Annotated in this window: 23 protein-coding genes and 1 pseudogene; 21 read left to right on the top strand and 3 right to left on the bottom strand. The window is 36.8% G+C overall.

All coding sequences use genetic code 11. The features are described from left to right. Nucleotides 1–96: 96 nt before the first annotated feature. From AC0ONG_RS19725 to efp, 4 genes are read left to right on the top strand one after another with little or no spacing between them, the layout of a single operon-like run. The gene (locus tag AC0ONG_RS19725; protein ID WP_000076885.1) at nt 97–585 is read left to right on the top strand and encodes a YqhR family membrane protein; all 489 of its coding nucleotides are present in this window, start codon (nt 97–99) and stop codon (nt 583–585) included. Between the two features lie 51 nt (nt 586–636). Next, nucleotides 637–1077, top strand: a complete 441-nt coding sequence (gene aroQ, locus AC0ONG_RS19720) for a type II 3-dehydroquinate dehydratase (protein WP_000735141.1) — start codon at nt 637–639, stop codon at nt 1075–1077. 4 nt (nt 1078–1081) lie between these two features. After that, nucleotides 1082–2143, top strand: coding sequence for a Xaa-Pro dipeptidase (pepQ, locus tag AC0ONG_RS19715; protein ID WP_000411021.1), 1062 nt, complete (start codon nt 1082–1084; stop codon nt 2141–2143). A gap of 21 nt (nt 2144–2164) precedes the next feature. Next, a complete protein-coding gene (gene efp, locus AC0ONG_RS19710; protein WP_000626513.1) occupies nt 2165–2722 on the top strand; it encodes an elongation factor P in 558 nt (185 codons plus the stop codon). A 36-nt stretch (nt 2723–2758) separates the two neighbouring features. On the opposite strand, the gene AC0ONG_RS19705 is transcribed toward efp, so the two are convergent. Together AC0ONG_RS19705 and AC0ONG_RS19700 are read right to left on the bottom strand one after the other, a co-directional pair. Next, the gene (locus AC0ONG_RS19705; RefSeq protein WP_000866225.1) at nt 2759–3079 is read right to left on the bottom strand and encodes a hypothetical protein; all 321 of its coding nucleotides are present in this window, start codon (nt 3077–3079) and stop codon (nt 2759–2761) included. Then, nucleotides 3060–3638: pseudogene (locus AC0ONG_RS19700) on the bottom strand (GNAT family N-acetyltransferase). The gene AC0ONG_RS19705 and the pseudogene AC0ONG_RS19700 overlap by 20 nt, the downstream one beginning before the upstream one ends. Before the next feature lie 191 nt (nt 3639–3829). Between AC0ONG_RS19700 and AC0ONG_RS19695 the strand changes: the two are divergent. The 9 genes from AC0ONG_RS19695 to AC0ONG_RS19655 are packed head-to-tail and all read left to right on the top strand — an operon-like array spanning nt 3830 to nt 9339. After that, nucleotides 3830–4111 carry a YqhV family protein gene (locus AC0ONG_RS19695; RefSeq protein WP_000816050.1) on the top strand — a complete coding sequence of 94 codons (282 nt, stop codon included), beginning with the start codon at nt 3830–3832 and terminating at the stop codon, nt 4109–4111. Nucleotides 4112–4138: 27 nt separating this feature from the next. After that, complete coding sequence (gene spoIIIAA, locus AC0ONG_RS19690; RefSeq protein WP_474203757.1) at nt 4139–5065, top strand: stage III sporulation protein AA; 927 nt, start codon at nt 4139–4141, stop codon at nt 5063–5065. Next, a complete protein-coding gene (spoIIIAB, locus tag AC0ONG_RS19685; protein WP_000238701.1) occupies nt 5059–5574 on the top strand; it encodes a stage III sporulation protein SpoIIIAB in 516 nt (171 codons plus the stop codon). The genes spoIIIAA and spoIIIAB overlap by 7 nt, the downstream gene beginning before the upstream one ends. Nucleotides 5575–5588: 14 nt before the next feature. Then, nucleotides 5589–5792: a stage III sporulation protein AC gene (gene spoIIIAC / locus AC0ONG_RS19680; RefSeq protein WP_000020914.1), complete on the top strand. Its 204-nt coding sequence runs from the start codon at nt 5589–5591 to the stop codon at nt 5790–5792. A 23-nt stretch (nt 5793–5815) separates the two neighbouring features. Next, nucleotides 5816–6199: a stage III sporulation protein AD gene (gene spoIIIAD, locus AC0ONG_RS19675; RefSeq protein WP_079245909.1), complete on the top strand. Its 384-nt coding sequence runs from the start codon at nt 5816–5818 to the stop codon at nt 6197–6199. 10 nt (nt 6200–6209) lie between these two features. Further along, nucleotides 6210–7382 (top strand): stage III sporulation protein AE, encoded by a 1173-nt coding sequence (gene spoIIIAE / locus AC0ONG_RS19670; RefSeq protein WP_000946107.1) that lies wholly within the window; start codon nt 6210–6212, stop codon nt 7380–7382. A gap of 12 nt (nt 7383–7394) precedes the next feature. Next, the gene (gene spoIIIAF, locus AC0ONG_RS19665; protein WP_001161037.1) at nt 7395–8027 is read left to right on the top strand and encodes a stage III sporulation protein AF; all 633 of its coding nucleotides are present in this window, start codon (nt 7395–7397) and stop codon (nt 8025–8027) included. Beyond that, nucleotides 8017–8679, top strand: coding sequence for a stage III sporulation protein AG (spoIIIAG, locus tag AC0ONG_RS19660; protein ID WP_000368884.1), 663 nt, complete (start codon nt 8017–8019; stop codon nt 8677–8679). The genes spoIIIAF and spoIIIAG overlap by 11 nt, the downstream gene beginning before the upstream one ends. Before the next feature lie 15 nt (nt 8680–8694). Then, nucleotides 8695–9339, top strand: coding sequence for a SpoIIIAH-like family protein (locus tag AC0ONG_RS19655; protein ID WP_016077257.1), 645 nt, complete (start codon nt 8695–8697; stop codon nt 9337–9339). Nucleotides 9340–9451: 112 nt separating this feature from the next. On the opposite strand, the gene AC0ONG_RS19650 is transcribed toward AC0ONG_RS19655, so the two are convergent. After that, nucleotides 9452–9646 carry a hypothetical protein gene (locus AC0ONG_RS19650; RefSeq protein ID WP_003309905.1) on the bottom strand — a complete coding sequence of 65 codons (195 nt, stop codon included), beginning with the start codon at nt 9644–9646 and terminating at the stop codon, nt 9452–9454. A 469-nt stretch (nt 9647–10115) separates the two neighbouring features. On the opposite strand from AC0ONG_RS19650, the gene accB reads away from it, so the two are divergent. The 8 genes from accB (at nt 10116) to ispA (ending at nt 16506) form a co-directional block, all read left to right on the top strand. After that, nucleotides 10116–10604 (top strand): acetyl-CoA carboxylase biotin carboxyl carrier protein, encoded by a 489-nt coding sequence (gene accB, locus AC0ONG_RS19645; RefSeq protein ID WP_000472862.1) that lies wholly within the window; start codon nt 10116–10118, stop codon nt 10602–10604. Between the two features lie 16 nt (nt 10605–10620). Beyond that, nucleotides 10621–11973: an acetyl-CoA carboxylase biotin carboxylase subunit gene (gene accC / locus AC0ONG_RS19640; protein WP_000592870.1), complete on the top strand. Its 1353-nt coding sequence runs from the start codon at nt 10621–10623 to the stop codon at nt 11971–11973. Between the two features lie 22 nt (nt 11974–11995). After that, on the top strand, nt 11996–12388 hold the full coding sequence (locus AC0ONG_RS19635) for an Asp23/Gls24 family envelope stress response protein (RefSeq protein WP_000807630.1): 393 nt from the start codon (nt 11996–11998) through the stop codon (nt 12386–12388). Nucleotides 12389–12734: 346 nt separating this feature from the next. Then, nucleotides 12735–13127 (top strand): N utilization substance protein NusB, encoded by a 393-nt coding sequence (nusB, locus tag AC0ONG_RS19630; protein WP_000830247.1) that lies wholly within the window; start codon nt 12735–12737, stop codon nt 13125–13127. Between the two features lie 23 nt (nt 13128–13150). After that, entirely contained in the window at nt 13151–14011 is an 861-nt protein-coding gene (gene folD / locus AC0ONG_RS19625; RefSeq protein ID WP_000226733.1) for a bifunctional methylenetetrahydrofolate dehydrogenase/methenyltetrahydrofolate cyclohydrolase FolD, read from the top strand. Between the two features lie 26 nt (nt 14012–14037). Continuing rightward, nucleotides 14038–15396 (top strand): exodeoxyribonuclease VII large subunit, encoded by a 1359-nt coding sequence (gene xseA, locus AC0ONG_RS19620; protein WP_000415249.1) that lies wholly within the window; start codon nt 14038–14040, stop codon nt 15394–15396. Beyond that, nucleotides 15386–15616 (top strand): exodeoxyribonuclease VII small subunit, encoded by a 231-nt coding sequence (gene xseB / locus AC0ONG_RS19615; protein WP_000428424.1) that lies wholly within the window; start codon nt 15386–15388, stop codon nt 15614–15616. Before xseA ends, xseB begins: the two co-directional genes overlap by 11 nt. Next, on the top strand, nt 15616–16506 hold the full coding sequence (ispA, locus tag AC0ONG_RS19610; RefSeq protein ID WP_000150374.1) for a (2E,6E)-farnesyl diphosphate synthase: 891 nt from the start codon (nt 15616–15618) through the stop codon (nt 16504–16506). The genes xseB and ispA overlap by 1 nt, the downstream gene beginning before the upstream one ends. The last annotated feature ends 27 nt before the right edge of the window (nt 16507–16533 follow it).

The following is a 16533-nucleotide window of genomic DNA, read 5'->3' as shown; positions in this document are numbered from 1 at the left end:
AGTCGGACATTTCTTATTCTTTTTATAGACAAATTTCGCAGGATTTAAACATGCTTCAAAATAGTTTCGGGCATACTATTGAGCGGAGGTGTCGATGTGAGTCAAGAACAATTAGGAACAAGGAATTTTGTGCAGATCGGTTTGTTTGGTGGAATCTTTTGGGGCGGGATATGGTATTTCCTTCATATATTTTCATTCACGGAGGCGGGACCGAATTATTTCCTTTTACCATTTGCGTTTGGAAGTTGGAAAGAGGGGGTATGGGGCAATGTGTCCGGAATAGTGTGTATGGGACTTCTTTCAATTTTGATTGCCTTTTTATATAAAGCATTTTTTGCAAAGTTTGAAGGGATTATTGCGGGAATTATTTATGGGCTATTTTGGTGGGCATTACTGTTTTTGGGGATGGGTTTAATGGCTCCTGTTATTAAAAGTGCGCTCCATTTGCCAAAAGAGACAATTGTAACGACAATATGTATTTTTATATTATATGGTGTGTTTATAGCATATTCTGTTTCTTATGCAGTAAATAGCAATAAAGTAGAACAAGAAGGGCAAGAGAAGACGAACTATTCAAATAAGTAACTCCTATGTTAAAATATTGTATAGATATTAATATTAAGGAGTTTTAAGAATATGAAAAAGTTACTCCTCGTAAACGGTCCTAACCTAAATCGCCTCGGTGTTCGTGAGGTAAATGTATATGGAAAGGGCACGCTAGCGACACTTGAAGCAGATATGAAGCAAGAAGCAGAAACAATGGGAGTGGAGTTAGAATGTTTCCAATCGAATCATGAAGGTGCCATTATCGACATTATTCATGAAGCGGAAGATATATATGAAGGGATCATTTTAAATCCGGGAGCATTTACGCATTATAGCTATGCGATTCGTGATGCCATTGCGAGCATTTCGATTCCTGTTATTGAAGTACATATTTCTAACATTCATCAGCGTGAATCATTCCGTCATGAATCTGTGACGGCAGCTGTTTGTGCAGGTCAAATTGTAGGATTTGGTTTTTATGGCTATAAGTTAGCGTTATTTGCATTAATGGAGAAATTGAGGGGGGCATAGAGTAATGGAGAAAATTGAAGGATTACGAAGTGCATTTGATGAGGCTGGCATTGACGGTATTTTGTTAACAAATGAACATAGTCGTAGATATATGGCTAACTTCACAGGAACAGCAGGCGTTGTTCTTATTTCAAAAGATCGTGCTCAATTTATTACAGATTTCCGTTACGTCGAGCAGGCAAGTAAACAAGCGGTTGGATATGAGGTTGTACAGCACGCAGGATTGATCATTGATGAAGTGGCAAAGCAAGTGAAAGAGCTTGGAATTCAAAAACTTGGTTTTGAGCAAGATACTCTTACATATAGTTCTTATTCAGTGCATAAGGAAGCGATTGATGCTGAATTTATCCCGACTTCTGGACTTGTAGAAAAGTTACGCTTGATAAAGACTGATTCAGAGATTAAGATATTAAAGGAAGCTGCACAGATTGCAGATGCTGCCTTTGAGCATATTCTATCATTCATTCGCCCGGGAGTATCTGAAATTGAAGTGTCAAATGAACTTGAATTTTTCATGAGAAAACAAGGAGCAACATCTTCTTCGTTTGATATTATCGTTGCTTCAGGTCTTCGTTCGGCATTACCGCACGGCGTGGCATCTGAAAAAGTGATAGAAACAGGAGATTTCGTTACATTAGACTTCGGCGCTTATTACAAAGGATATTGCTCTGATATTACTCGTACGATTGCAGTCGGTGAACCATCTGATAAATTAAAAGAAATTTATAATATCGTTTTAGAAGCACAACTACGTGGTGTGAACGGTATTAAAGCTGGTTTAACAGGTCGCGAGGCTGATGCGCTAACGCGTGACTACATAACGGAAAAAGGATATGGTGAATACTTTGGACACACTACTGGTCATGGAATAGGTCTTGAACTCCATGAAGCACCAGGTTTAGCGTTCCGTTCTGATACAGTACTTGAACCAGGTATGGCTGTAACAGTAGAGCCAGGTATTTATATTCCAGGTATTGGCGGCGTACGTATTGAAGATGATATCATTGTGACAAGTGAAGGTAATGAAGTAATTACGAAATCACCAAAAGAACTTATTATTTTGTAATACACAGGAGGATTTTTTTACATGATTTCAGTAAACGATTTTCGTACAGGTTTAACAATTTCAGTGGACAATGCCCTTTGGCAAGTACTTGATTTCCAACACGTAAAGCCAGGTAAAGGTGCTGCATTCGTTCGTTCTAAACTACGTAACATTCGCACAGGTTCTGTTCAAGAGAAAACATTCCGTGCAGGTGAGAAAGTAGAAAAAGCACACATCGAAAACCGTCGTATGCAATACTTATACGCAAGCGGTGAGGCTCACGTATTTATGGATAACGGAACTTATGAGCAAATCGAACTTGGTGAAAAACAAATCGAGCGCGAGCTTAAATTCCTAAAAGAAAACATGGAAGTAGCAATTATGACTTACCAAGGCGAAGTACTTGGTGTTGAACTTCCAAACACAGTTGAATTACAAGTTACAGAAACAGAGCCTGGTATTAAAGGTGATACTGCTTCTAACGTAACAAAACCAGCTACATTAGAAACTGGTCTTGTTGTACAAGTACCAATCTTCATTAACGAAGGCGAAATGCTTATCATCAACACTGGTGAAGGTAAATACGTTTCTCGTGCATAGTAAAAAAGCACTCGTGATAATTCACGAGTGCTTTTTTTATAGGAAATAGGGTAGATAGTAAATAACTGTTATTATAAAACTGACTAAAACAAGTGAAAGAGTACCCATAATAGATGGAGTCAAAACAATTTGAAATGGTTTTATTTCGCCAGTCTCAACGCCAGTTAATGTTTTACTTATTGCGTGATCTGTAATGTTATTTCTATGGTTACTCATAATAATTAACCACATAATTGCAAATATTGCTAAACTACCAAGGAAAAAGGTCTCTATAAATGACCAACCGACCAATAATGAAAAAAGATAAATAAGAGCTAATTCTACTACAACGGTTAAACTAACTTTCAATACCTTCATATTTTGCCACCTCATTCTGTAATTTCAACCAATTTAAAAAATTTTCACGTGACACGACATGCAGAGAGCAAGGTGACTTTACTTCTTTCTCTAGTGCAGCGTGTTCGTCTGGAAACTTGTTTTCCACATGCAATGAAATATAAGGTAGTTTTTCTTGTGCTTTTAAAGAGCGGATATTATTCGTTTTAGCACCAGCAAATACGTAGGAAAGTTGTAAGTCTAAAAAGGCGATTTTAAAGATTTCTTTTTTAGCAGCCTCGTTATAGCCTTTTCTCCAGTACGGATAGCCGAGCCAACTACCAATGTGAGATTGCTTTTTCTCATTATTAATATGTTTAAGTGTGGTGAGGCCAATTATTTCATTTTATTCATTCACAATCATTCTCGATAAGGATTTCTTTTGACGCTCTTCTTCTATTGCGAAAAGAAGAAATGTTTTCGTGTCTTCGATGTTTTCTACCGTTATCCCCAATGCATTTTTTATATGTGGATCACTTGATAGCTCGAAAATCACATTTGTATAGCATAAATCTAGTGGTAATAAAGTGACGTGCTGCATGGTTTAACCCCCTTTTAAACTAAATATACCATAATATACCATGAAATAATATGAATATTCAGATTGTAATTCAGACTTTAGAGAAAAATTATGTTTTTACTTCTGAAATAGACAACCTCTGCATATGGTTGTACAAATATATTCTTTTTTAGAATACGAAGTTAGTAACTGTTACGGGAGAAGGTGGAAGAATGAAACAGTGGCTAGCGGCAATGGAAACATCCGTGCTTGTTATGGGGGCACTTCGATTATTTTCAGGTAGTGCGGAGATATTTGCTGCTTTGCTTATGCTTTATGTGAATGATGCGAAGAAAGCGTTGTTTATAAATGGTATGTTGGCGTTTGTTGGACCTACCGTATTAATTTTAACAATGACAATTGGGATAGCGAGTGTAGCAAGTGAAATTTCTTTCTTGAAGCTCTTTTTTCTAGCGCTTGGAATTTGCTGTATTTTTATCGCATTACTGAAATAGTAAGTCGAGTATAGTGGGGAGAAGCCGATGAAAGAGGTATTAGAAGTTTTACCAAAAACGATGAAGTACTTAATTGAAGAATGTGAGCAATACGATGCTTTAGAGGAAATTCGTGTTCGAATTGGAAGACCGCTAGAGTGTATTGCACACGGAAAGGTGTTTTTTTATGACTATATCACTACTGCAGAGGATGCTATTTACTTATTGAATAAGTTAAGTCAATTCTCAATTTATACGATGGAAGAGGAATTAAAACGTGGGTATGTGACGCTTCGCGGGGGGCATAGAATCGGGTTAGCGGGAAAAGTCATTACAGAAAAAAGCGCAGTGAAAATGATTCGTGATGTCTCTTCCTTTAATATTCGTATTGCTCGTCAAAAAATAGGGATTGCTGAACCGCTTTTGCCATATTTGTATGAAAAAAGATGGTTAAACACGATGGTAATTGGCCCTCCGCAAACGGGAAAAACGACGCTTTTAAGAGATGTAGCACGTTGCATGAGTCAAGGGGTAAGTGCTTCGGAAATTCCTTCCTGTAAAGTGGGGATCGTTGATGAACGGTCAGAAATTGCCGGCTGTGTGAAAGGGATCCCGCAATATGATTTTGGTACCCGAGTCGATGTGTTAGACGCATGTCCAAAGGCAGAAGGAATGATGATGTTGATTCGTTCTATGAGTCCTGATATTTTGATCGTAGATGAAATTGGTCGTAAAGAAGATAGTGAAGCAATTATGGAGGCAGTGCATGCAGGTGTTCAGCTTTTTATAAGCGCACACGGATTTTCCTATGAGGATGTTGTGAGACGTCCATCGCTCAAGGCAGTGCTAGAGCTTCGTATATTTGATAGGTTTGTGGAGTTGTCAAAAGCGAGGGGTCCAGGAACGGTTATGCAGGTGAAAGATAAATATGGAAAACCAGTGTTATCAAATAGAAAGGCTGAGGGCGTATGGTGAAAATATTTGGTGCAGTGTTAATCGTTGCGGTCAGCACCTTTTTCGGGTTTTCATACGCTAAAAGATACAGTGAAAGGCCGAGGCAACTTAGATTATTAAAATCAGCACTTCAATCATTAGAGGCAGAAATTATGTATGGACACACACCTTTATCAGAGGCTGCCGAGCGATTAGTTAAACAAATGCCGAAGCCATTAAATTGGATATTTCAAAGTTTCGCTAAAAAACTAGAAAGTGGAGAACAAACAGTAAGGGAAGCTTGGATAGATAGTTTGAAAGAGAATTGGAAGTTGACGGCGTTTCAACAAACCGAGTTTGAAATACTGCAGCAATTTGGTGAAACGCTCGGGCAACATGATCGTGAATCACAACAAAAACATATTCGCTTATGTATTACACATTTGGAGAGAGAAGAAGAGGAAGCAAAAGCTTTACAACTGCAATACGAGAAAATGATCAAGAGCTTAGGGGTACTAGCAGGGCTACTTATTGTAATTTTACTGCTATAGGGGGGAGAAAGGCGATGTCCATTGATGTTGGATTAATATTTCAAATCGCCGGAATCGGCATTGTTTTAGCTTTCATTCATACTGTACTAAAAGAATTGAAGCGTGAGGATATTGCAAATTGGGTTATCCTTGTCGGTTTTGTCGTCATTTTATTTCATGTCGCATTTTTAATTAATACGCTATTCGACAAGATTAAAAGTGTCTTTCTCTTCCAGTAAAGGAGGCGGTTCGAATCGAAATTATACAAATTGTCGGATTAGGCCTCGTTGCTACGTTTTTAGCTGCTGTTTTGAACCAGCATAAATCTAGCATTACATCTTTATTTATTGTGTTCGTAGGTAGCGTGATGTTTCTTATTTTAATTGATCAAATTCATGCTATTTTACAAATGATTGAGAGAGTAGCGAGTGAAGCGAAAGTTAGTAACGTCTATGTGGAAACGTTACTAAAGATTATTGGAATTGCTTATATTGCTGAGTTTGGAGCCCAAATTACAAAAGATGCTGGTCAAGGTGCCATCGCTTCGAAAATTGAACTTGCTGGGAAAATCCTCATTCTCGTTATGGCAATTCCTATTTTGACGGTTGTAATTGAAACTATTCTCGGATTTTTACCGACGGGATAAGGGGGAGTGAATGTTGAGGAGGTTTGGAGCTAAGCTGCTATTTGCTTGCTTCCTTTTCTTTTCTTTACCGGTTGTTGTACAAGCTTCTCCTGTAGAAACAAACGTCGTTGATCAACAATTGGATAAGCTCGGAATTGAAGATGTGAAGCAATTTTGGGACGGGCTTGTTATAAAATATGGAGGCTATTTGCCAGAGAGTCAAAAAGGGAGTTTTATGGAGTTTGTAAAGGGAGAAAAAGAATTCTCTCTAAAAGAGTGGATGATAGGGTTATTAAAATATTTATTTCATGAGCTTGCAGCTAATGGAAAACTGCTTGGCACACTTATTATGCTCACAATCTTTAGTGCATTGTTGCAATCACTGCAATCCGCTTTTTCAAAAAGTAGCGTAAGTAAAATTGCTGATGCTGTTGTATATATGGTACTTATTATTTTTGCTTTAAATAGTTTTTATGTCGTTATGACATATGCAAGAGAAACGATACAAACAATGATAGATTTTATATTAGCATTATTGCCAATTTTGCTGGCGCTTATAGCAACTGGCGGGGGGGTTGTATCTGTATCGTTTTTTCATCCGGTTATCATTTTCTTAATGAATACGAGTGGGCTTCTTATGAATTATATCGTTCTACCACTTTTATTACTGGCAACGATATTAAGTATTGTAAGTACAATGAGTGATCAATATAAAGTGACGAAATTGTCCAAGCTTCTGCAAAATGTTAGCGTTGGGATTATCGGTATTTTTTTAACGATTTTTTTAGGAGTATTATCTGTACAAGGAACAGCAACAGCTGTTGCTGATGGAATAGCTGTGAAAACTGCTAAATTTGTAACAGGAAACTTCATTCCAGTAGTTGGAAGGATGTTTACAGAAGCGGCAGATACTGTTATTAGCGCATCAGGATTATTGAAAAACACAGTCGGAATTATTGGGCTCGTCATTTTATGCTTAATTGTTGCCTTTCCAGCGATTCAAATTTTCTGTATCGCATTTATTTATAAATTCGCAGCAGCAGTATTGCAACCGGTTGGCAGCGGAGCAATTATTCAATGCTTAGACATTATTGGACGAAGCATCATTTACGTATTTGCTTGCTTAGCTATCGTATCATTTATGTTCTTTTTAAGTATTACAATTATTATTGCTGCGGGGAATATTACACTTATGATGCGGTAGGAGGTGAAGAGTATGCAATTTGTTACAGAGTGGATTAGAAATATTATCGTTTTTTTGCTCTTAGCGACAATGCTTCATCTTATTCTTCCAAATTCGAATTTGCAAAAATACGTTAAATTTGTTGTAAGTCTTTTGTTAGTTGTATTAATTTTAACGCCTCTTTTTAAATTATTGCAGACAGATGTAAATGAAGTAATTGCAAATTTTAATGAAGAAAAGTACGTAGCAGAAGGATCTGTAAAAAATTCAATAGATTCGAAGAAAAAAGAAATACAAGCTCTAACACGTGCATATAGTTTAGAAGAGATGGCTACCAAAATGAAAAAAGAAGTAGGAAAAGAGTTTGAGAAAAAGTATGGTATGACTGTCTCTGAAATACAAATAGTCGCAGCAGAAAATACAGAAGAAGTAAAGTCGGCGAAAGATATTCAATCTGTTGTTGTGACGTTGAAAGAAAAAGAACGCAGTAAAAATGATGCAATCGAAACAGTAAAGCCAATTGAAATTAATACGAAAGAGCCTCCAAAAAAAGTGGAAGAAACGAATGTGGAAATGAAAGATTTCTTTTCAAGCAGGTGGCAACTAGAGGGTAAACAAATCCAAGTTCAAATGGAAGGGAGGACAGGTAGAGTAAATGGACAATAAAGATAAAAATTCGAAGTTCTCATTTTTTCGAAACTTATTGAATGGGGATCAAAAAGAAAGCAACGAGAAGGGTAAAAAGGTAACACCTAAGTTTTTACTTGTCCTACTCATACTTGGAATTTTGCTTATGTTTTCTAGTAGTCTATTTTCAAGTGAAAAAGAAGAAGTACCTGTATTTAAAGAACAAAAAACTCAAAACCAAGAAAAAGACGTACCAACTTTCGGACAAAAAAATAATGATAGTATGTCAAATGTAGAAAAATATGAAAAAGCGTATGAACAAGAATTAAAAGCTGCTTTAGAAGAAATAGCAGGAGTAAAAGACGTAACGATTAAAGTGAATTTAGATTCATCTGAAGAAAAAATTTTAGAAAAAAATACAGTGAAACGCTCACAAACAACAGGTGAAACAGATAAAACAGGCGGTAAGAGAGAAGTAGAGGACGAGTCTCTTGATGAAAAGACTGTCATTATACGTGAAGGGGATAAAGAAACTCCTGTTGTTTTACGAACAGAGAAGCCGAAAGTACGTGGTGTTCTTGTCGTAGCAAAGGGAGTGGATAATATACAAGTTAAAGCAATGGTAAAAGAAGCTGTGATAAGGCTGCTAGATGTACCAGCCCATCGCGTTTCAGTTTCACCGAAAAATTGATAGGGAGGAAATAAAGTGTTAAAAAAACAAACAGTTTGGCTATTAACGATGTTAAGTTTAGTTGTTGTACTATCTGTGTATTACGTGACAACTCCTGACAAAATGAATACAGCATCGCCGGCAACAGGTGAAAAGATTGGACAAGAAAAACAAGGTACTGATAAAGCAGTAACAAACGAAGCACCTAAAGAAAACCCGAAAAAAGAAAATACAAGCAAGGAAACAACAAATAAAGAAACAGACAAAAAAGAAAATACTAAAAAAGAAACAAGTAAAAAAGAGGGTAATGTATCAGTTCAATCAAGTGATGAGAATTTCACAGCCTTACGTATGCAAATGGAAGATCAACGTAGTGAAGCGAAAGCAAAATTACAAGAAGTGATGAATTCTTCGAAATCTTCAGCAACAGAAAAGAGTAAAGCGAAAGATAACTTTGATGCAATCACTACAATGGAAACGAAGCAAGAATTACTTGAGACAGTAATTAAATCTCAAGGAGGATATCCAGATGCTCTTGTAAGAGCTGATGGTACAGATATTAGAGTAACGGTTAAAGCGGCAAAACATTCACAGAAAGAAGCAAATAAAATTATTCAACTTGTAAGAAGTGAAGGCGGATCAAAAGATGTAGGTGTGAAATTTGATCCACCAGCGAAATAAGTGAAACTTTAATCCGTAGGGGGTTTCCCTGCGGATTATTACCTTTTACTAAGCAAAGGGTATGCAAATAGTGGAATAGAGTATGTAAGTACGTGTGAATAGAAAAAAGCTATCATTTTCGATAGCTTTTTTCTATTTTGTCTTTGTAGTTATTTTTACTATGTTCAACTCGGAATGGAGAAACACGTTGTGAGTAAAAGATTAATGGTTCATGGTACTGATGATTACTTTTTCCGGATTTGACGTGGATGCAAAGAACACATGCCCAAACGATTACGGCAGGTAAAAAGAGGATGAGCCATATCATATTTCCACACCTCAGCACAATATATTTTCTACACTTTGAACATACTATTCTTATATGAAGGAATGATGAACGGCGTGTAAACAAAAATTAATATTTGGTAAAAATATGTTATTGACTATAGATGTGGTGAAGAGTGGAGAGGGAATGGCGTGTTTGCTATGTAACGTTTTGCAAAAATAGTGAATGTTTTTTTTGAAGTGGTCTTGCCAATTTCGTGTGAAACTTGGTATTATTACTAGGTAATAATTTTTTTATTGGAATAATATTTTTTACAGGAGTTTCGATTTATTATAAAGAAATATAAATTGGAATGTTTAAAAAATTTATCGTAAAATGGAAATAGTAAATATTTCTATTAGTTAATGAAATATATTTTCTAATAGAATACATCGTATTTTTACAGTCAATCTAGTTTTGTGACGAGAATCTGTAAAAACGGGACAAACAAGAGTATGGGAGTGGATTTTACATGTTTAAAATTCAAGAAGTTCGTGAATTAATTAAATTAATTGATAGCTCTAATATTGATGAATTTGAATACAAAAAAGACGGTACAACAATCAAAATGAAAAAGCGTGGTAATGAAGTTGTTGCTGTGCAAGCACCTGCAGCAAAACAAGCTATGCAACCAGTAGCGCCTGTTGAAGTTGAAACGACAGTAGCAGCAGCGCAAGCAGAAGCACCAAAGCAAGAAGAGAAGAAAACTGTTCAAGATGAAAACCTACATAAGATTACCTCACCAATGGTAGGTACATTCTATTCTTCATCTTCACCTGATACACCTCCATATGTAAGTATTGGGGATAGAGTATCGAAAGATTCTATCGTATGTATTGTCGAGGCTATGAAGTTATTTAACGAAATTGATGCTGATGTAGAGGGCGAAATTGTTGAAATTCTTGTTAATAACGGACAGCTTGTTGAGTATGGACAACCGCTATTTCTTGTAAAAGCGTAATAAGGGAGTCTTTGTGATGATAAAAAAAGTATTAATAGCCAATCGTGGGGAAATTGCTGTACGAATTATTCGTGCTTGTAAAGAAATGGACATTGAAACAGTTGCAATTTATTCAGAAGCAGATAAAGAGTCACTTCACGTACAGATTGCAGATGAGGCGTATTGTGTAGGACCAACGATTTCGAAAGAAAGCTATTTAAATTTGACGAATATTATTAGCGTTGCGAAGTTAACAGGCTGCGATGCTATTCATCCGGGATACGGATTTTTAGCAGAGAATGCAGATTTCGCAGAGTTATGCCGTGAATGTAACTTGATTTTTATCGGTCCAAGTCCAGAAGCTATTTCAAAGATGGGCACAAAAGACGTTGCTCGTGATACAATGAAAGAAGCAGGGGTTCCGATTGTACCAGGTTCACAAGGGATTATTAAAAATACCGAAGAAGCGATCGAGCTTGCTAATCAAATTGGATATCCAGTCATTATTAAAGCGACTGCAGGTGGCGGCGGAAAAGGTATTCGTGTTGCACGCCATGAAGAAGAGCTTATAAAAGGAATTCAAATTACACAGCAAGAAGCTAGTACCGCTTTTGGGAACCCTGGTGTATACTTAGAAAAGTACGTTGAAGATTTCCGCCATGTTGAGATTCAAATAATGGCAGATACACACGGAAATGCCATTCATTTAGGAGAGCGTGATTGTACAATTCAGCGCCGTTTGCAAAAACTATTAGAAGAAAGTCCATCACCTGCACTTGATGAAGATATTCGCAAGCAGATGGGTGAAGCGGCAGTTAAAGCGGCGGTAGCGGTTGATTATACAGGTGCTGGTACGGTTGAGTTTATTTATGAATATAAAACGAAAACCTTTTATTTCATGGAGATGAATACGAGAATTCAGGTTGAGCATCCAGTTACTGAAATGGTAACGGGAATGGACTTAATTAAAGAACAAATTCTTGTTGCTTCAGGAGAAAAGTTATCGTTACAGCAAGAAGAAGTACAATTTAATGGTTGGGCAATTGAATGTCGAATTAATGCGGAAAACCCTGCCAAAAAATTCATGCCATCTCCAGGTAAAGTAGAAATGTACTTACCACCAGGAGGATTTGGTATTCGCGTCGATTCAGCTGTATATCCGGGATATTCAATCCCACCTTTCTATGATTCGATGGTTGCTAAATTAATTGTTCACGGAAAAACACGTGAAGAGGCAATTGCAAAAATGAAGCGCGCACTTAGTGAATTTGTCATTGAAGGCGTACATACAACAATCCCGTTCCATTTGCAATTGCTAGATCATCCTGATTTTGTAAAAGGTGAGTTTAATACGAAATTTTTGGAAGAGCATGAACTTGTGACGCAGTGATACATTAAAGGAGGTTTTTTTCATGGCTGAACATATGTTAGATATGGGTCAAGATACAACTCTTGGTAAAGTAGAAATTGCACCAGAAGTAATTGAAGTAATTGCAGGTATTGCAGCTGCTGAAGTAGAAGGTGTAGCGGCAATGCGCGGTAATTTTGCTACAGATGTTGTTGAGAAGTTAGGTAAGAAAAATCATGGTAAAGGTGTAAAGGTTGAATTAGCAAACGAAGATATTATCGTTGACCTTTATGTTGTAATGTATTTTGGTGTAGCAATTCCAGTTGTTGCTCAAAAGATTCAAGACAATATTCGCCAAGCGCTCTTTACAATGACAGGACTTGAGCCAAAAGAAGTGAATGTTCACATCGTTGGCGTAACATTCGAAACACAAAAAACAGAAATCGAACCAGTGTAAGAATGAAAAGGTGCCTAGTAACATAGGCATCTTTTTTATCGTTTCATTTCTTCACAAATTACAATCCTCTAATTATTATACTATTTCAAAAAATAAGAAATAAAAAAGAAAATGTGTCGTTTTTCCAAAAAACGTACATTGTGATAAGATATGGAACTTGAAGTTAATCTTTTTATTATTTTTCAGCCTTGTAACCCGTGTGTGAAACGATAAATTGTGTTATTATCATTGTATTATAAGGTTGGAAAATCAATGAAAACTGTAAGAGTAAGTGAATTGACGGCTTATAAATTATAATAATATAACAAAGTATAAGGAAAGACTTGAAGCATAAAGGAGAGTTACAATGAAACGTAGGACGGCTAGAGAAAGAGCAATGCAAGCATTATACCAAATGGATATTACAGGTGAATTAGAACCGAAAGTAGCAGTGGAAAACACGCTAGATGAAGGCGAAGAAACAAATGAGTTTCTAGAGTCACTTGTAGTAGGTTTTGTAGAAAATAAAGAAGCAATCGATGAAGCGATTCGTCAAAACTTAAAAAAGTGGAAGCTTGAGCGTATTAGTATTGTTGATCGCAGTATTTTACGTGTAGCTGTGTATGAAATGAAATACATGGAAGAAATTCCACACAACGTAACAATTAACGAAGCAATTGAAATTGCTAAAACATTTGGGGATGAGGAATCTCGTCGTTTTATTAACGGCGTTTTATCTAATATAAAAGATACACTGTAAATTCTTTAAGGGGGAATCTTAAAATGGTAGCAGTAATCATCAAAGGAAATGAAGTTGCGGAGAAAAAACGAGCACAATTAACAGAAGAAGTTGTGAAGTTGAAAGAGCAAGGGATTGTACCAGGATTAGCAGTTATTTTAGTTGGAGAAGATCCAGCATCTCGTTCTTATGTAAAAGGAAAAGAAAAAGGCTGTGAACAAGTAGGGATTTACTCAGAGCTAATTGAACTTCCTGAAACAATTACTGAGGAACGCTTGCTTGCTGAAATCGATCGCTTAAATGGCGATGACCGTATTAATGGCATATTAGTGCAATTACCTTTACCGAAACATATTGAAGAAAAAGCTATCATTGAAAGAATTTCACCAGAAAAGGATGTAGATGGATTTCACCCAATTAGCGTGGGACGTATGATGACGGGACAAGATACATTCCTTCCATGTACACCGCACGGTATTGTAGAATTAGTAAAAGAAACGAATCTTGATATTTCTGGAAAACATGTAGTAGTAATTGGAAGAAGTAATATTGTCGGTAAACCAGTGGGACAATTGTTCTTAAATGAAAATGCAACTGTCACATATTGTCATTCTAAGACGCAAAATATGAAAGAGTTATCGAAGTTAGCGGATATTTTAATCGTAGCTGTTGGACGACCTAAAATGATAACAGCGGATTATATTAAAGAAGGAGCGGTTGTAATTGACGTTGGTGTAAACCGTTTAGAAACAGGGAAACTTTGTGGTGATGTTGATTTTGACAACGTGTTAAATGTTGCGGGTTACATTACACCTGTGCCAAAGGGTGTTGGTCCAATGACAATCACAATGCTTCTTCATAATACTGTTGAATCTGCCAAACGTGCAGGTGTCGTTTGTAAATAATTTGAGTCGGCTATGAGGAGAGAGAAATGGAGAAGCAATATTTAACCGTTACAGCGTTAACACGCTATATAAAAACAAAAATAGAATATGATCCGCATTTGCAGTCTGTTTGGTTAAAAGGTGAAATTTCCAACTTTAAAAATCATAGCCGTGGCCACATGTATTTTACATTGAAAGATGAAAATGCAAGAATCGCAGCGGTTATGTTTGCGGGTCATAATCGTAATATTAAATTCAAACCTGAAAATGGGATGAAGGTACTCGTGAAAGGGAAAATCTCTGTTTACGAGGCGAGTGGTTCTTATCAAATTTATATTCAAGACATGCAGCCTGACGGAGTCGGAAATTTACATTTAGCGTACGAACAGTTAAAAGTTCGTTTAGAAGAAGAAGGACTTTTTTCTCAAGTTTATAAAAAAGCAATTCCTCCTTACGCTAAAACAATAGGTGTGATTACGTCGCCAACAGGAGCAGCGATTCGTGATATTATAACAACGATTAAACGTCGTTATCCAATTGGGAATGTTATTGTATTTCCGGTACTTGTACAAGGGGAGTCAGCGGCTCCCTCGATTGTACAAGCGATTCGTACAGCGAATGAAATGGGAGAGATAGATGTACTAATCGTTGGCCGTGGTGGAGGTTCTATTGAGGAATTATGGGCTTTCAATGAGGAAATGGTTGCAAGAGCAATCTTTAAGAGTGAAATTCCTATTATTTCGGCAGTAGGCCATGAAACGGATTTTACAATCGCAGATTTTGTTGCAGATTTACGCGCGCCAACACCGACTGCAGCAGCTGAGCTGGCAGCACCTAACATTATAGAGTTACAAGAAAAGGTATTGCAAAGAACTCTGAGATTGCAAAGAGCGATGAGAGAGTTAGTACATAAAAAAGAAGAAAAACTACAAGTGTTGCAAAAATCGTATGCGTTCCGTTATCCAAGACAAGTATATGAGCAAAAGGAAGAGCAATTAGATAGAGCGCTAGAACAGCTTGTTTTAGCGAAAGAGCGCTATATTGATAAAAAGGTGAATCAGTTAAAGCAACTTTCATTTTATTTAGAGAAGCACCACCCATCTCAAAAAATTATGCAAACAAAGGTAGCTGTTGAAACGTTGCAAAAGCAATTACAACGTGAAATGCAAACGTTACTTCAAACGAAAGAATTTGCCTTTGTAAGAGCTGCTCAAAAACTTGAAGCGTTAAGTCCGCTTAAAGTAATGATGAGAGGGTACGGGCTTGTATATGATGAAGAGAAGCAAGTGTTAAAAAGTGTGAAAGATGTAAGCCTTGGAGATGCTGTTTCAGTTCAATTACAAGATGGAATACTAGATTGTAGCGTATCAGGCATAGAGGAGCGTGAATTGAATAATGGAAAATAAATTAAGCTTTGAAGAGGCAATTTCGCAACTTGAGCATCTTGTTTCTAAGCTAGAACAAGGTGACGTACCGTTAGAAGAAGCGATTTCTTATTTTAAAGAGGGCATGGAATTATCTAAGCTTTGTGATGAGAAGTTGAAGAATGTACAAGAACAAATGGCAGTTATTCTTGGGGAAGATGGAGAGCTTGAACCGTTTACTGCTGTAGGAGATGAAGCATAGTGACGATTGCTTTTGATACTTTTTTGAAAGAAAGTAAAACTTTCGTAGAAGAGAAACTTGTAAGCTATGCAAATGAATTACAATGTCCAAATGTACTTCGTGAAGCGATGGCATATTCTTTGGAAGCGGGTGGAAAACGTCTCCGCCCGTTACTTTTGTTTGCAACATTACAAGCGTTTGGGAAAGAAAGAAATCTTGGAGTAGGTGCAGCTTGTGCTCTTGAAATGATTCATACATATTCTTTAGTTCATGATGATTTACCTTGTATGGATGATGATGATTTAAGAAGAGGAAAACCCACAAATCACAAAGTATTTGGTGAAGCGATGGCAGTTTTAGCAGGAGATGGCTTATTGACGTATGCTTTTCAAGTAATTATGGCATATGAGCAAAAAGAAATTTCTGCCGAAAAAAAAGTAAGACTTGTACTTGAACTTGCAAAAGCAGCAGGACCAGAAGGAATGGTTGGCGGACAAGTGGCAGATATGGAAGCTGAAGGGAAACGCCTTACGATTGATGAATTGGAGTACATCCATAAACATAAGACGGGAAAACTGCTTGAATTTGCTGTGCTTGCGGGTGCGATACTTTCTGATGCGACAGAAGAGCAAGAAGAAAAGTTGCTTACGTTTGCCAAATATATCGGTCTAGCTTTCCAAATTCGAGATGATATTTTAGATGTCGAAGGAACCGAAGAAGAGATTGGGAAACCAATTGGTAGTGATCTTTCTAACGAAAAGAGTACATATACGACGTTGTTTACTGTAGATAGAGCAAAGGATATTTTAGAAGAAACAATTGCAGAAGCAAAAGGTGCGATTAGCTCCTTGCAATTACAAGATGAATATTTACTATCTATTTGCGATTTAATTGCAAAACGTAATAACTAATATAACAGCGTTTTCATTTGTTGAGTC

This window comes from Bacillus sp. TCT6 (genome assembly GCF_056033845.1).
This window is presented reverse-complemented; position numbering and strand designations above follow the sequence as displayed.